This is a genomic window from Streptomyces sp. NPDC093546, from assembly GCF_044765045.1.
Taxonomy (GTDB): domain Bacteria; phylum Actinomycetota; class Actinomycetes; order Streptomycetales; family Streptomycetaceae; genus Streptomyces.
Window position 1 is genome coordinate 427040 of record NZ_JBIWJG010000006.1, and the last position, 15112, is coordinate 442151.

Sequence of the window (15112 nt, forward strand, 5' to 3'; positions counted from 1 at the left end):
AGAGGGTGCTCATGCGCAGACGCCTGCTGTCGTTCGTCCTCGCCGTGGTGGCCGGAGCCGCCGTCCTCACGGCGCCGAGCACGGCCCCCGCCACCGCCGCGCCACCCGGCCCGCCCGACGCGTACCGGCCGGTGCGCGGGCCGTCCGCGCCCGCGGAGTACCGGTACCAGCAGAAGACCCTGCCCGGGCAGGCGATGCCGCGCCACGCCCACGACCTCGCCGCGCAGCAGGCGCGCCGGCTGCCCGCTGTGGGTGGGCGCTGGAAGGCCGTCGGGCCGACCGACATCGGCGGCCGGATCGTCTCGCTCGCGCTCGACCCGACCCGCGCCGACACCGTGTACGCGGCCGCCGCCAGCGGCGGGCTGTGGCGCTCCACCGACGCCGGGCGGACCTTCCACTCCGTGTGGCCCGACGACTGGACGCAGGCGATGGGCGCGGTCGCCACCGCCCCGGACGGCACCCTCTACGCTGGCACCGGCGAACCCAACCCCGGCGGTGGGAGCATCACCTACGAGGGCACGGGGCTGTACCGCTCCACCGACGGCGGGGCCCACTGGAGCCCCGTCGGCCTGCGCGACTCGGGCGCGATCAGCGCCATCACCGTCGACCCCGCCAACCCGCGGCGCGTCTACGTGGCCGCGGCCGGCTCGCTCTACAACGGCGGCGGAGACCGCGGCGTCTACCGCTCCGATGACGGCGGCGACACCTGGCAGCGCATCCTCGCCGGGGAGACCGAGTACACCGGCGCCACCGAGATCACCGTCGACGGCGACCGCCTGTACGCCGTGATGTGGGACCACCGCCGCCGCCCCGACCTGCGCACCTACGGCGGGGTCGGCTCGGGCGTCTTCCGCTCCGACGACGGCGGCCGGACCTGGCAGCGCCTGGCGGGCGGCCTGCCCGCCCGCGGCCCCGACGTGGGGCGCATCGGCCTCGCCGTCGCGGGCGACCGCCTCTACGCGCTCGTCAACAAGGCCGGCGGCGCCTTCGAGGGCTTCTACGCCTCCGACGACGGCGGCGACACCTGGACCCGTACTCCGGACGACCCGGCGCTCGCCGCGTCGCAGTCCAGCTTCGGCTGGTGGTTCGGCAAGGTGTGGGCCGACCCGCGCGACGCCGACCACGTCCACGTCGCCGGGGTCGCGCTGATGACGACGAAGGACGGCGGCTCCACCTGGACCGGCGACGACACGAGCATCCACGTCGACCACCACGCCATGGTGTGGGACCCGCGCCGGCCCGGCCGCGTCTACCTGGGCAACGACGGCGGCGTCTACCGCTCCGACACCGACGGCGACGGGGGCTGGGTCAAGGCCCGGCACGAGCCGTACACCCAGCTGTACAGCGCCGCCATCACCCCGCAGGACGTCACCCGGATCTCCGGCGGCGCCCAGGACAACGGCTCCCTGCGGTCGTGGGGCGGGGACGGCGACGGCTTCAACGAGTACCTCGGCGGCGACGGCGAGGAGAACCTCATCAACCCCACCGACCGCGACAACGTCTTCGCCTGCTACCAGTACGGCAACTGCTTCCGCTCCACCGACGGCGGCGACACCCTCACGTACTTCGCCGACAAGACCACCTTCAAGCGGCGCAACTGGTTCACGCCCGTCGTCTTCGACCCGCGCGACCCGCGGATCCTGTACTACGGTTCCGAGGTCGTCAACCGCTCCACCGACGGCGGCGCGACCTGGCGCCCCATCAGCCCCGACCTGTCCGGCGGCCCCGGCACCGACCCCGCCTACCCCAATTACGGCACCATCACCTCCCTGGCCCCCGCGAACGACGGACGCACCCTGTACGCGGGCACCGACGACGGCCGCGTCTGGGTCACCCGGGACCTCGGAGCGACCTGGACCAAGCTCGCCGAGGGCCGGCCGTGGGTGACCCGCGTGGTCGTCGACCCGGCCGACCCCGACCGCGTCTGGACCACCCACTCCGGCTACCGCGCGGGCTCCCCGCTGCCGCACGTATACGCCTCCACCGACGGCGGCCGCCACTGGCGGGACCTGTCCGGGAACCTCCCGGCCGCGCCCGTCAACGACCTGGTCGTCGCCCGCGGCGGCGCCCTCCACATCGGCACCGACCAGGGCGTGTTCACCAGCCCCTCCGGCCGGGGCCACTGGCTGCGGCTCGGCCGCGGCATGCCCCGGGTCCCCGTCGACGACATCGAGTACGACCCCCGCAACCACCGGCTCGTCGCCGCCACCTTCGGCCGGGGCTTCTACGAACTGAGCACCCCCTGAGCCCCGCCCCGGAGGGCCTGCTCACTCGTACGAGGGGCCGCGCGCGGGTCCCCGCTCCCGCCGCGCGCCCGCCACCGCGCCATCCCCCCGGGACGCACCCGGCCGTTCCGGGGCCGCGGGCGCGCGGCGGTTACGCCGCATGGCGGGCCCGTGTCTCCCGTACCACCTAATCAACCGACAACCCGACATTTCCTGCGGGGCTTTCGGCAACACCTACGGATCGGGCCTTTCCCCCACCGAAACCGAGGTGACACCTGATGCTCCACCGACACGCCACAGCCGCGTGCACCGCCGCCCTCGTCGCGGCCGGCGCGCTCGTGCTGACCGGGCTGCCCGCCGCGGTCGCGTCCGAAACGCCCACGCCACCCGCCGGACCCTCCTCCACTGTCCAGTCGGCCGCCGCGCTCCTCGGCGCCGACAGACCCTCGCCCGAAGTGCTCCGCGCCCTCCAGCGCGACCTCGGCCTCACCGACGCGCAGGCCCGCGCGCGCCTGGTCAACGAGGCCGAGGCCGGGGCCATCGCGGGCCGCCTGCGCGCCGCGCTCGGCACGCGCTTCGCGGGCGCCTGGGTACGCGGCGCCACCTCCGCCACCGTCACCGTCGCCACCACGGACTCCGCCGACGTCGCCACCATCAAGGCCGGCGGGGCCGAGGCCGAGGTCGTACGGTACGGGCTCGCCGAGCTCGAAGCCGCCAAGGCCAAGCTGGACCAGGCCGCCACGACTACCAGGACGCTCGACGCGCCCGTCTGGTACGTCGACGTGCGCACGAACACGGTGACGCTGGAGGCCGCCGAGGCCGCCGCCGCGGAGGCGCTCCTCACCGCCTCCGGTCTCGACCGCGCCCTGGTGCGCGTACGGACCACGGACGAGCGGCCGCAGCCCCTGGCGCACGACCTGCGCGGCGGTGACGCGTACTACATCGGCGCCGCCCGCTGCTCCATCGGCTTCTCGGTCACCTCCGGCACCCAGCAGGGCTTCGCCACCGCCGGGCACTGCGGCAAGGAGGGGAACGAGACCACCGGCCACAACAAGGCCGCCCAGGGCGCCTTCAAAGCCTCCAAGTTCCCCGAGAACGACATGGCGTGGGTGGCCACGAACGCCGACTGGACCGGGACCCCGTACGTCAAGGGCGAGGCCGAGAAGAACGTCGAGGTCACCGGCTCCACCGAGGCCCTCGTCGGCGCCTCCATCTGCCGCTCGGGCTCCACCACCGGCTGGCACTGCGGCACCGTCGAGCAGCACAGCACCAGCGTCACCTACCCCCAGGGCACCGTCACGGGCATGACCCGCACCACCGTGTGCGCCGAGCCCGGCGACTCGGGCGGCGCGTACCTCTCCGGCAGCCAGGCCCAGGGCGTCACCTCCGGCGGCTCCGGGAACTGCACCTCGGGCGGCACCACCTACCACCAGCCCATCAACCCGATCCTCCAGGCCTACGGGCTGACGCTGAAGACCACCGCCAGCCAGCCGGGCGAGGCCGGCAAGTCGGGCGGCACCTGGGCCGCCGGCAAGGTGTACGCGCCCGGTGACCAGGTCACCTACGACGGCGTCACCTACCGCTGCATCCAGTCGCACCAGGCGCAGTCCGGCTGGAACCCCGCGGCGGCCCCCGTGGTGTGGCAGCGCGCCTGACCACGGGACCCCCCGGACCCCTCAGCGGTCTTCCCTGAGCAGGTCCGCGCACTTCTCGCCGATCGCCATCGTCGTGACGCACGGATTGACCGTCACCAGGTCCGGCATGACCGAGCCGTCGGCGACCCGCAGCCCCGCCACGCCCTTCACCCGCAGCCGGGCGTCGAGCGGGGCCAGCGGGTCGCCCGCCGCACCCATCCGCACGGTGCAGGCGGGGTGGTAGACGGTGTTGTGGGTCGCGCGGATGTAGGCGAGCAGCTCGTCGTCGCCGCGGACGTCCGGCCCCGGCGCCAGCTCGGCGCCCGCCCACCCCGCCAGTGCCGGCTGGGCGGCGATGCGGCGGGCGAGCCTCAGCCCGTACGTCATCACCCGCACGTCGTGCTCGTGCGTGAAGTAGCGGGGGTCGACCCTCGGCTTGTCCCGGAAGTCGCGGGACCGCAGCCGCACGGTGCCCCGCGAGCGGGCCCGGGTCACGTTGGGCGTGAGGCAGAAGGCGTTCTCGGACGTCGGGTAGCCCTGGCGGACGGTGTGGAGGTCGAAGGGCACCGCGCCGTAGTGGAACATCAGGTCCGGCCGGTCCAGACCCGGCTCGGTGTCGTAGAAGACGCCCGCCTCCCACCACTGCGTGGACGCGGCCGGCATCGCCCGCTTCGCCTCCCACATGATCACGCCCTCCGGATGGTCCTGGAGGTTCGCCCCGACCCCCGGCGCGTCGACCAGCACCTCCACGCCCACCTCCCGCAGGTGCTCCGCCGGGCCGATGCCCGACAGCATGAGCAGCTTCGGCGAGTCGATGGCTCCGCACGAGACGACGACCTCGCGCCGGGCCCGTACGGTACGGGTGTGGACCAGGTCCGGGTCCAGGTAGGCGGCGCCGGCGCAGCGGTGGCCCTCGAAGACCAGCTTCCTGGCCCGCACCCCGGTGCGTACCTCCAGGTTGGGCCGCTTGCCCATGACCGGGTGCAGGTACGCCACGGACGACGACTGGCGGATGTTGTCCTCGTCGGCGTTGACCTGGAACCAGCCCGCGCCCCGCACCACCGTCCGCCCCGTGTTGAACGGGGTCGTCGGGATGCCCGCCTGCGCGCACGCCTCCAGCAGCGCCGCGCCGCACGGGTCGCCGCCCTTGAGGGTGCGCAGTCTCACCGGGCCCGTACGGCCGTGGTGGTCGCCGGGGGCGTCGTTGTTCTCCAGGCGCCGGTAGAGCGGGAAGAGGTCCGCCGCGCCCCAGCCCCGGCAGCCCGCCGCCGCCCAGTCGTCCAGGTCCTCCGCCGGGGCCCAGAAGGCGATGCACGAGTTGTGCGAGGAGCAGCCGCCGAGGACCTTGGCGCGGGCGTGGCGCAGGAAGCTGTTGCCGCGCTCCTGCGGCTCGACGGGGTAGTCCCAGTCGTAGCCGGACTCCAGCAGGCCCATCCAGCGCTCCAGGCGCAGGACGTCCTCGTCGCCGACGTCGCTCGGGCCCGCCTCCAGGAGGCACACCGTGACGGACGGGTCCTCGCTGAGCCGGGCGGCGACGACGCTGCCCGCCGTACCGCCGCCGACGACGACGTAGTCGAACTCCTGGCCGGGCAGGGGAGCGGTCATGAGAGCGTGGCCTCCTTCGGCGCCGCGGACACCTGCGGTCGGTCGGCGGCGTGCTCCGCCAGGACGCCCGTACGGTGCCGCTGGACGCACCAGTAGTAGGCGAAGCCGCCCGCGGCGATGGCCCCGACGAACAGCACCGCGCCCCACCGCAGGTACCAGTGGTACGGCGCGGTCGCGTTGTAGACGGCGGCGCGCGGCCAGATCAGGTTGAGGGTCATCGCCGCGCCCCACAGCACGGCGAGGACGTTCACCGGCAGGCCCCAGCGGCCGAGCGAGAACCTCCCCTCGGCCGGCTGCCACCGGCCGCGCAGCCGCGCCACCAGCATCGGCCCCGTCACCAGCAGATAGGCCAGGTAGATCATGACGATGCCGATGCCGGTGACCACCGTGAAGATCTGCGGTTGGCGGATGTTGACGAGCAGCACCGCCAGCGCCAGCACCCCGATGAGCACGGTCGGCAGCACCGGCGTACCGAAGCGCGGGCTCACCTTCGCCAGCCGCGCGGACGCCGGGAGGTTGGTGTCCCGGGCCATCGCGAAGGCGAGCCGGACGGCCGCCGTGTGCACGGCGAGCGCGCACACCGTGACGGCGACGAGCACGCACCACAGCATCGCCTTGCCGGCCGTCGGCCCGAGCACGTCCAGCACCACGTACTGGAGCCCCTCCGTCGACAGCTTCTCGCCCCGCAGGCTCGACACGCTCATCAGCGCCAGCAGCAGCACCAGCCCGCCCAGCACGAAGGAGGCGACGATCGCCCGGAGCACGGCCCGGGGCGCGTTGCGCGACGGGTCGAGCGACTCCTCGCCCAGCGACGCGGCCGTGTCGAAGCCGTACATGACGTAAGCGGAGGCGAGCGAGGCGATGAGGAACGCGCCGAGGTAGCCGAAGGGCTGCCCCGCGCCGGTCCCGGCCGTCTCGGTCACGACCTGCGGGCCGCGTACGACGTTGACCGCGAGCAGCGCGATCAGCACCACCGTGGCGATCAGTTCGAGGAAGACGCCCGCGGTGTTGATCCGCGCCATCAGCTTCACGCCGAAGGCGTTGACGAGGGTGGTGAAGAGGATGAGGACGGCGGCGAGCAGGACCGCGTTGGCCGCCACGTCGTACCTGCCCGTCCCGTCGCCCACGAACTGGAACGCCGACGAGATGCGCGGCAGCGTCAGCTGGTAGGCGAGGGCCACGGCCGCGATCGACACGATGGAGGCGATGAGCATCATCCACCCGGCGAGCCAGCCGATGTGCGGATTGCCCAGCCGCTTGGCCCAGTTGTAGATGGACCCGGCCACCGGATGGCGGGCCGCGAGCTCCGCGAAGCACAGCGCCACCATGAACTGGCCGGCGAACACCATCGGCCAGGACCACCAGTAGGCGGGCCCGCCGCTCGCGTAACCGAAGTAGAAGAGCTGGAAGGTGCCGGTGAGGATGGAGATGTACGAGATGCCGGCGGCGAAGGTGTGGAACGAGCCGAGGGTACGCGTGAGTCCCGCGCGGTAGCCGAACTCCGCGAGTGCGGCGTCGTCGTCCGCGCCGCCGGTGGGCAGGTCAGGCACCGGAGCCCCCCGTCTTCTCCAGCAGCCAGGCGTGGAAGAGGGAGATGTGGTGCTCGCTCGGGACGAGGACGCCGCCGTCGCGGTAGGCGCGCGACGCCATCGCCGGCTGGGTGCGTTCGCACACCGCGAAGTCCTGCAGATTCACCCGGTGGAACAGCTCCACCGACGCGGACACGTCCGCGCCGGAGGCCACGACCTCGGGCGCGTACAGCCAGTCGCACTCGACGACCGTGCGGTCCTCGGCCAGCGGGAACATCCGGTGCAGGATCACGTGGTCCGGGACCAGGTTGACGAAGACCGTCGGCTTCACGGTGATCGCGTAGTACCGCCGGTCCTGCTCCGGGGTGACCTCGGGCAGGGTGCCGAACCCCTCGCCGCCGTCGACCGTGAAGCCTTTGACGTCCTCGCCGAAGGCGGCACCGTGGCCGACGTAGTACTGCGCGGCGTAGCCCCCGGCGAACTCCGGCAGCACCCCGACGAGTTCCGGGTGGATCGTCGCGCAGTGGTAGCACTCCATGAAGTTCTCGACGATCAGCTTCCAGTTCGCCTTCACGTCGTACGTGATGCGGCGGCCGAGCGCGAGCTCCTCGGTGCGGTACCGCTCGATGGAGGCGGCGTCGCCGAGCCGCTCCACCGCCGCGCCGATCACGGTCTCCTCGAAGGACGGCGGCTCGCCGGCCAGGCACACCCAGGCGTAGCCCAGCCACTCGCGCAGGTGCACGGTCACCAGGCCGTACGCGACGCGGTCGATGTCCGGCATCCTCGCCAGGTGCGGCGCGGCCACCAGTCTGCCGTCCAGGTCGTACGTCCACGCGTGGTACGCGCACCGGAGGGTGCGGCGCACGTCGCCGGACTCCTCCAGGCAGAGGCGGGCGCCCCGGTGGCGGCAGACGTTGAGGAACGCGCGCAGCTCGCCGGCCCGGTTCCGGGTGACGATCACGCTTTCGCGGCCGACCTGGACGGTCCGGAAGGCGCCCGGTCTCTCGAGGTCCGCGCTGCGCACCGCGCAGAACCACATCGCTTCGAAGAGCCGCTCCTGCTCCCGCCGGAAGACGTCCGGGTCGGTGTAGGAGGCGCCGGGCAGGGTGGCGATCAGGCTGGGGGAGAGGGGTGTCGGGGGCACGGCGGGCTCCTAGGACATCGTGGCGAGACGCCGGGGGTCGAAGAGCTCGATCGGGTGCGCGGTGGCGCCGGTCAGCGCCAGATCGGCGAGGATCTCGCCGACGACGGGCACGAACTTGAACCCGTGCCCGGAGAAGCCGCAGGCGACGGTCACCGACTCCGGGTGCCGGGGGTGGCGCGCGATCACGAAGTGCTCGTCGGGCGTGTTGGAGTACATGCAGGTCGCGGCCTTGAGGAAGCGGCCCGGCAGGTCCGGCAGGAGACGCCCCGCCTGCTCGGCCATGGCCGCGACCTCGTGGTCGTGCACGGTCCGCTCGACGGTCTCCGGCGTGCAGACGGTGCCTTTGCGGAAGAACGCCACCTTGGCGCCGAGCTCCGGCCCGTCGATCGCCGGGAAGCCGTAGATCTGGACGCCTTCCGCGTCCTCCCAGATGTAGACGGGGTGGTTCTCGGGCAGGAACGCTTCGGCGGCGCCGCGCGGCCGGAACCAGTACATGACCTGCCGCTCGATCCTGAACGGCACCCCGAGGTCCGTGAGCAGCCCGGGCGCCCACGCGCCCGGGCACATCACCAACTGCCCCGCCGTGTACGTGTCCTCGGCGGTGTGGACGCGTACGCCGTCACGGTACGGCTCCCACCGCAGCAGCGGCTCCTCGAAGTGGAGCTCGGCGCCTGCGTGGCCGGCCAGCCCCAGATGGGCCGCGACGGTGTTCTCGGGCCGCAGCAGCCCGGCCCGCGCCTCGTACAGCGCCACGTCGTCCTCGCCCGGCGTCAGCGTCGGGAAGCGGCGGCGGATCTCCTTGGCGTCGAGCATCTCGTGCGGCAGGCCCCACCGCTCGGCCGAGAGCCGCGAGCCCGCGACGGTACGCGCCCCGGGGCGGCCCAGCATCAGCCCGCCGCACAGGGTCGCGATGTCCCGTCCGGTGTCGCGCTCCAGCCGCTCGTAGAGCTCGTACGCGCGCAGCAGCAGCGGTACGTAGGCGGGGTCCTCGAAGTACGACTGGCGCGTGATGCGCGAACCGCCGTGGCTGGAACCCCTGGCGTGGACGGGTCCGAACCTCTCCAGGCCCAGTACGCGGGCCCCGCGCGCGGACAGGTGGTGGGCGGCGGCGCTGCCCATGCCGCCGAGGCCGACCACGATCACGTCGAAGGTGGGTGACATCCCGGTCTCCTCGGGCTCAGCGGCGGATACGGCTCATCTCCGGGTCGAACAGCGGCTCTTCCGCGACCGTCGCCGGCACCTTCTGTCCGAGGTACTCCACGTGCACGGCCGTGCCCGCCGCGAGCGGGGGCAGCCAGGCGTACGCGACGCAGCGGCCGAGCGTGTAGCCGTACGCGGCGCTCGTCACGTATCCGGCCGGGGCCCCGTCGACGTACACCGGCTCCTTGCCGAGGACGACGGCCGCCGGGTCGTCGAGGAGCAGCGCGGTGAGCCTCCTGCGGGGTGCACCCGCGCGTTTCAGGGCCTCGCGCCCGATGAAGTCGCCCTTGTCCATGCGCACGGCGAAACCGAGCCCCGCCTCGTACGGGGTGTGCTCGTCGGTCATGTCGACGCCCCAGGCCCGGTAGCCCTTCTCCAGGCGCAGGCTGGTGAACGCGGACCGCCCGGCGGCGACGACGCCGTGCTCCTGCCCGGCCTCCCACAGCGTGTCCCAGAGCCGCAGCCCCAGGTCGGCGCTGGTGTACAGCTCCCAGCCCAGCTCGCCGACGTAACTCAGACGCATCGCCGTCACCGGGACGTGCCCGACGTACGCCCGCTTGGCGCGGAAGTAGCCGAAGCCCCGGTGGGAGAAGTCGTCGCGGGTCAGCGGCTGCACGAGGTCCCGGGCGAGCGGGCCCCACACGCCGACGCAGCAGGTGCCGGAGGTGAGGTCGCGGATCCGTATGTCACCGGGGGCGTGCCGCAGCAGCCAGTCCTCGTCGGCCGGGCTGTTGGCCCCGATCTGGAACCGGTCCTCCGCGAGCCGCGCCACGGTGAGGTCGGAGCGGATGCCGCCGGTCTCGTCCAGGAGCAGCGTGTACGTCACCGCGCCCGGCTTCTTGGCGAGGTTGTTGGTCGTCATGCGCTGGAGGAAGGCGAGCGCGCCGGGCCCGGAGACCTCCAGGCGCCGCAGCGGCGTCATGTCGTACAGCGCGACCCGTTCGCGCGTCACCCGCGCCTCGGCGGCCGCGATCGGCGACCAGTACCGCGCCGACCAGGCGTCCCGCTCGGGGAGCTCCATCGTCGCGGCGAGCGGGGCGTTGGCCTCGTACCAGTGCGGGCGCTCCCAGCCGCCGCCCTCCAGGAAGTACGCGCCGAGCTGCCGTTGCCGCTCGTGGAAGGGGCTCACGCGTAGCGGCCGCGGCTGCTCCGCCGGCTGCAGCGGGTGGATGACGTCGTACACCTCGACGAACTGCCGGGCGCCGCGCTCCTCCACGTACGCGGGGGAGCGCTGCGCCTCCTCGAAGCGGGTGAGGTCGCACTCGTGGACGTCGGCCGCCGGCCGCCCGTCGACCATCCACTCGGCGACCGCCTTCGCGGCGCCCGCCGCGTGCGTGACCCACACCGCCTCGGCGAGCCAGAAGCCGCGCAGCGCGCGCGACTCACCGAGGAGCGGCATGCCGTCGGGCGTGAAGGAGAAGACCCCGTTGAAGCCCTCCTCGATCGCGCTGTCCGCGAGGGCGGGCAGCAGCCACCGGCAGTCCGCCCAGCTCGGCGCGAAGTCGTCGGGCGTGAAGGGGAACGACGAGGGCATGACCGGCGCGTCGTCGTACGCCGGGACGGTGAAGGGGTCGACGGGCATCGGCCGGTGCGCGTAGCTGCCGATGCCGAGCCGGTCCGCGTGCTCGCGCACGTACAGGTCGCGGTCCTGGAAGCGCAGGATCGGCCGGGAGGCCTCGGCGCGCGCGCCGGCCAGGGCGGGCAGGGGCCTGGTGCGCGCGTACTGGTGGGCGAGGGGCAGGAGCGGCACGTCGACGCCCGCCATCCGGCCGATGACCGGGCCCCAGAAACCGGCCGCCGACACGACGTGGTCGGCCGGGAAGGTGCCCCGGTCGGTGACGACGGCGGAGACCCGGCCGTTCTCGCGCTCGATGCCCGTCACGGTGTGCCGGCCGAGGAAGCGGGCGCCGCGCCGCTCGGCGCGCGCCGTCTGCGCGCGGCAGGCGAGGACGGCGCGGGCGAGCCCGTCGTCGGGTGTGTGGAACCCGCCGAGGACCTTCGTCTCGTCGAGCAGCGGCCACAGCTCCTTGCAGCGGGACGCCGGGACCACCTCGCCGCGCACGCCCCAGGAGGCGGCGAGCCCGGCCCTGCGGTGCAGCTCGGCGAGGCGCTCCTCGGTGGTGGCCAGCTCCAGGCCGCCGACCCAGTCGAAGCAGGGCGTCCCGTCGGCCTCCAGGGCGCCGAACTTCTCGACGGTGTACGCGGCGAACCCGGTGAGCGTCTTGGACGGGTTGGTCTGGAAGACCAGCCCGGGCGCGTGGGAGGTCGAGCCGCCGGGGGCGGGGAGCGGCCCCTGCTCCAGGACGGTGACGTCGGTCCAGCCGCGGGCGGTCAGTTCGTCGGCGAGGGAGCAGCCGACGATGCCGGCGCCGATGACGACGACTCGGGGGTGGGCGGGTGACGTGCTGGACATGCCCCTCCTAGGAGTTGGGGGTGTCAGACGACTGCCGGGACGTGCGGCCGCTCGGCGGCGATCGTGGTGTCGCGGCCGTGCCCGGTGTGCACGACGGTGGCGCCGGACAGGGGTAGCAGCCTCCTGCGGAGGGACGCCATGATCGTCGCCCGGTCGGAGTACGAGCGGCCGGTCGCGCCCGGCCCGCCGTGGAACAGGGTGTCTCCGGTGAACACCGCGTCCAGGAAAGGCACATGGACCACGCAGCTGCCCCAGGTGTGACCCGGGGTGTGCAGCACCCGCGCCGCGACCCCGGCGACCAGCAGCCGCTGCCCGTCGCGCAGCGCGCCGTCCGGCGCGCGCTGCGGGTGCACCGTGTCCCACAGCGCCCGGTCGGCGGCGTGCAGCAGGACGGGCGCCCCGGTGGCGTGCGCGAGGGCGGGCGCCGCGCCGATGTGGTCGTCATGGCCGTGCGTGCACACGATGGCGGTGACCCGGCGGCCCCCGACGGCGGCCGCGATCGCCCGGGCGTCGTGCGCGGCGTCGATGACGAGCACCTCGTCGTCGTCGCCGACGAGCCACACGTTGGTGTCGACGTCGAAGGTCTCGCCGTCGAGGCTGAAGGTGCCCGTGGTGACGACCCGTTCGGCGCGTACGCCGGCGGGCGCGCCCTTCTTCACGGCGACGACGGCACGGACCTCGTGGGGTTGAGGAGGCTCTGAGGGATCTGAGGGATCTGAGGGATCCGAGGGCTCAGGGGGCACGACAGCACTCCTCTGCTGTTGCACAGTGCGCGATGGGTTGCGCGGCGAGGAACATACTGGGAACGGCGCCGACAGACCGTCAAGAGGCCGGGGCGAACGGCGCGCAAAAGCATCGGGTGCCGCGCCGGTTTCAGGGCTCAGAAGCCGTACCCCATGCGCCGGGACAGCTCGTCGGCCGCCGTCACCGTGCGCCGCGCCAGCTCCGGCAGCCGGCCCCGCTCCAGCCGGTACGCCGGCCCCGACACGCTCAGCGCGCCGATGACCCTGCCGTCGTGCGCCCGTACCGGCGCGGCCACGGCGTTCAGCCCGAGCTCCAGCTCCTCCGTGACGAGGGCGAACCCCTGCCGGCGCACCGCCTCCAGCTCGGCGCGCAGCCTCCCGGAGCTGGTCACCGTGTGCTCGGTGAACCGCGGCAGCGCCCGCGCCAGCAGCCCCTCGCGCAGGGTCGCCGGCAGGTGGGCGAGGAGCACCTTGCCGCTGGAGGTGGCGTGCAGCGGGGTGCGCCTGCCCAGCCAGTTCTGCGCCGTGACGGCCGCGGGACCGCGTGCCTGCGTGATGTTGACGGCCGCGTCGTCGTCCAGCACCGCGATGTTGACCGTCTCGCCCAGCTCGTCGGCGAGCTCCCGGCAGACCGGCGCGCCCTCCTGCGAGATGTCCAGCCGGACGGCCGCCGCCCCCGCCAGGCGCAGGACACCGGCCCCCAGGAAGTACTTGCCGCGGTCCTGCGCCTGCGCGACCAGGCCCCGGTTCTCCAGCGCCCCGAGCAGCCGGAACGCCGTCGACTTGTGCACGTCCAGCTCGTCGGCGATGTCGGTGACACCGGCCTCGCCGTGGCGCGCGAGGATCTCCAGCACGCTGACCGCGCGGTCCACGGACCGGATCGAGCCGGCCGCGCCCTTGGGAGTCCGCTCACGCACGCCCTCGCGCGTATCGTCGGGGAGCTGCTCGGCCACGGACGGGTCACGGGTCACAGCTCAACTCCCCCCACCTGGCGGCCGGTTCCCGCCGCATCTCCGGGAAGCCCTTGACGCGGTGGGCGACCCGACCGGACGCCGTTGCGCAGAACGCTCTCTCGTGCGCGGTACGAAACGTCATGCTACTCAAGGGAGTGCGGGTCGCGGCCCGGATTGTCGGCACGCACCTCGGTCCGGCATGCCGCGGAGGTACTGGGCTCCGGCTACAGGATGTCCGGGCCCGATACCGTCCCCTACGCCCTGTGGGGCGCGGCGGGGCGCCTCGACGACCTCCACGAGGGCCTGTGGTCCACGGTCGCAGGGCGCGGCGACATCGACACCACCCGCGCTGTCGCGGGCGGGGTGATCGCCGCTCGCACGGGCGTCGCCGCCCTCCCCCCTGCCTGGCACTCGGCCTGTGAACCGCTGCCCCCGGTCGTATCGGAGGAGGAACTCCTATCGGGATGAGTTCAGGGGGAGCGTCCACGGCGGCGTCAGCCGGCATGCCTCCTTCGAACGCCCTCTCAGAAACGAAGTGGCACCTCGGCCGGCAGCGTGGGATAGACCTTCGCCCATTCTCCTGTCACGCAGTCGACGACCTTCGCCTCCTCCTTGGCCGCATCGGCGAAATCGGCGAGGTTCCGTTCCCTGGTCGTCAGCGTCACGCCCCGCCGTTGCAGGCAGTCACTGATTGCCGCCGTCAGCGGTTCGTCCATAACCTGGGAATTCGCCTCGACGAATGTGGGCTCGACAATGGACAGGTGGGCAAGATTGCAGGTCTGTACGGCCGCGTTGTAAACCTCCGGCTCCCCGCTGGGAGTGATGGTGTAGATCAACGTGAGGTTGTCCGCCGGGCTGAGCACGGGATCGCTGACGGGGTACCCGGCGTCCTCGACGCAGGCGACGAACCGACCCATCGCCGTACGGTATTCGGCGGCTGTGACCATTCCGTCCTTCAGAGCCCATTCCTGTCCGGGCAGAGGTATGTCGCCGGGGTTGTCCTGGCCACCGCTCGAGCCTGCCGGAGCGCAGCCCGAAACGGCGGCCAGAATCACCGCGACGATGATCGTCGCCCTACGCATGTGTCAGGAGTAGGTGACGTTGCAGGAGTCGCAGCCCCAGTGCAAGCCGTTCCTCGCGGAGCTGGTGGAGGTGTTGGTGGCGTACGCGGAGCTGCTGGAGCCGTACTTGCGCGTCGTCCAGTACCCGTCGCTCCGCACCAGGGCCGCGCTGAGCCGGCCGGCGCAGTCCCCCGACGACTTCGTGGTCTGCGCCCAGCTGTAGCTTCCCGTGAAGCCGCTGGACACATAGTTGGTGCCGCAGCTGCGCGAGACCGAACGGTTGTTGCCCAGCGCCTGAGCATCGGTCGCGGCGAGCACGGGCGCGATCGCCACCATCGCCGTCATGCCGGCCGCCACCGCGCTCTTCCGCAGGGACCACGCTAATGCCAATGTCATGTCTCTCATTCTTCCTTCCGGTGTCGGAAATCCTCTTGAATCGATCCCGAACTAGCGGCGGCCGTCTGCCGGGAGGCGACTGCTGCCGACGCGAGCTTCAGACGCCCGCTGCCCTTCTCCGTACCCGGGGCCGGGGTGTCCTGAGAGAGACGCTACGTATTCCGGGCGCGGGGCCGAACCCTTTACGCTCGGCTGCAAAAGGCTTGCGC

The 15112-nt window shown here is 73.0% G+C and carries 12 protein-coding genes; 3 read left to right on the forward strand and 9 right to left on the reverse strand.

The window, feature by feature from the left end:
• Positions 1-11: 11 nt before the first annotated feature.
• Together ACIRNI_RS16895 and ACIRNI_RS16900 are read left to right on the forward strand one after the other, a co-directional pair.
• The gene (locus tag ACIRNI_RS16895) at positions 12-2246 is read left to right on the forward strand and encodes a WD40/YVTN/BNR-like repeat-containing protein (RefSeq protein WP_403552167.1); all 2235 of its coding nucleotides are present in this window, start codon (positions 12-14) and stop codon (positions 2244-2246) included.
• Positions 2247-2503: 257 nt separating this feature from the next.
• Positions 2504-3880: an alpha-lytic protease prodomain-containing protein gene (locus ACIRNI_RS16900; RefSeq protein ID WP_403552168.1), complete on the forward strand. Its 1377-nt coding sequence runs from the start codon at positions 2504-2506 to the stop codon at positions 3878-3880.
• Between the two features lie 21 nt (positions 3881-3901).
• Here the strand turns inward: ACIRNI_RS16900 and ACIRNI_RS16905 are convergent, their stop codons facing one another.
• From ACIRNI_RS16905 to ACIRNI_RS16935, 7 genes are all read right to left on the reverse strand, one after another.
• On the reverse strand, positions 3902-5464 hold the full coding sequence (locus ACIRNI_RS16905; protein ID WP_403552169.1) for a GMC family oxidoreductase: 1563 nt from the start codon (positions 5462-5464) through the stop codon (positions 3902-3904).
• Positions 5461-7014: an APC family permease gene (locus tag ACIRNI_RS16910; RefSeq protein ID WP_403552170.1), complete on the reverse strand. Its 1554-nt coding sequence runs from the start codon at positions 7012-7014 to the stop codon at positions 5461-5463. Before ACIRNI_RS16910 ends, ACIRNI_RS16905 begins: the two co-directional genes overlap by 4 nt.
• Positions 7007-8137, reverse strand: a complete 1131-nt coding sequence (locus ACIRNI_RS16915; RefSeq protein ID WP_403552171.1) for an aromatic ring-hydroxylating dioxygenase subunit alpha — start codon at positions 8135-8137, stop codon at positions 7007-7009. The genes ACIRNI_RS16910 and ACIRNI_RS16915 overlap by 8 nt, the downstream gene beginning before the upstream one ends.
• A gap of 9 nt (positions 8138-8146) precedes the next feature.
• A complete protein-coding gene (gene solA, locus ACIRNI_RS16920) occupies positions 8147-9298 on the reverse strand; it encodes an N-methyl-L-tryptophan oxidase (protein ID WP_403552172.1) in 1152 nt (383 codons plus the stop codon).
• A gap of 16 nt (positions 9299-9314) precedes the next feature.
• Complete coding sequence (locus tag ACIRNI_RS16925) at positions 9315-11750, reverse strand: FAD-dependent oxidoreductase (RefSeq protein ID WP_403552173.1); 2436 nt, start codon at positions 11748-11750, stop codon at positions 9315-9317.
• A gap of 23 nt (positions 11751-11773) precedes the next feature.
• On the reverse strand, positions 11774-12409 hold the full coding sequence (locus tag ACIRNI_RS16930; protein ID WP_403552174.1) for an MBL fold metallo-hydrolase: 636 nt from the start codon (positions 12407-12409) through the stop codon (positions 11774-11776).
• A 221-nt stretch (positions 12410-12630) separates the two neighbouring features.
• Positions 12631-13374, reverse strand: a complete 744-nt coding sequence (locus tag ACIRNI_RS16935) for an IclR family transcriptional regulator (RefSeq protein ID WP_403552218.1) — start codon at positions 13372-13374, stop codon at positions 12631-12633.
• 246 nt (positions 13375-13620) lie between these two features.
• On the opposite strand from ACIRNI_RS16935, the gene ACIRNI_RS16940 reads away from it, so the two are divergent.
• Positions 13621-13914, forward strand: coding sequence for an ADP-ribosylglycohydrolase family protein (locus ACIRNI_RS16940; protein WP_403552175.1), 294 nt, complete (start codon positions 13621-13623; stop codon positions 13912-13914).
• Between the two features lie 56 nt (positions 13915-13970).
• On the opposite strand, the gene ACIRNI_RS16945 is transcribed toward ACIRNI_RS16940, so the two are convergent.
• Positions 13971-14528, reverse strand: a complete 558-nt coding sequence (locus ACIRNI_RS16945; RefSeq protein WP_403552176.1) for a hypothetical protein — start codon at positions 14526-14528, stop codon at positions 13971-13973.
• 3 nt (positions 14529-14531) lie between these two features.
• On the reverse strand, positions 14532-14903 hold the full coding sequence (locus ACIRNI_RS16950; protein WP_403552177.1) for a hypothetical protein: 372 nt from the start codon (positions 14901-14903) through the stop codon (positions 14532-14534).
• Positions 14904-15112 lie beyond the last annotated feature (209 nt).

What these genes read in the sequence shown, in the direction of transcription:
- ACIRNI_RS16895 (WP_403552167.1), top strand. Translation starts at nt 12, where the DNA reads ATGCGCAGACGCCTGCTGTCGTTCGTCCTCGCCGTGGTGGCCGGAGCC.
- ACIRNI_RS16900 (WP_403552168.1), top strand. Translation starts at nt 2,504, where the DNA reads ATGCTCCACCGACACGCCACAGCCGCGTGCACCGCCGCCCTCGTCGCG.
- ACIRNI_RS16905 (WP_403552169.1), bottom strand. Translation starts at nt 5,464, where the DNA reads ATGACCGCTCCCCTGCCCGGCCAGGAGTTCGACTACGTCGTCGTCGGC.
- solA (WP_403552172.1), bottom strand. Translation starts at nt 9,298, where the DNA reads ATGTCACCCACCTTCGACGTGATCGTGGTCGGCCTCGGCGGCATGGGC.
- ACIRNI_RS16925 (WP_403552173.1), bottom strand. Translation starts at nt 11,750, where the DNA reads ATGTCCAGCACGTCACCCGCCCACCCCCGAGTCGTCGTCATCGGCGCC.
- ACIRNI_RS16945 (WP_403552176.1), bottom strand. Translation starts at nt 14,528, where the DNA reads ATGCGTAGGGCGACGATCATCGTCGCGGTGATTCTGGCCGCCGTTTCG.
- ACIRNI_RS16950 (WP_403552177.1), bottom strand. Translation starts at nt 14,903, where the DNA reads ATGACATTGGCATTAGCGTGGTCCCTGCGGAAGAGCGCGGTGGCGGCC.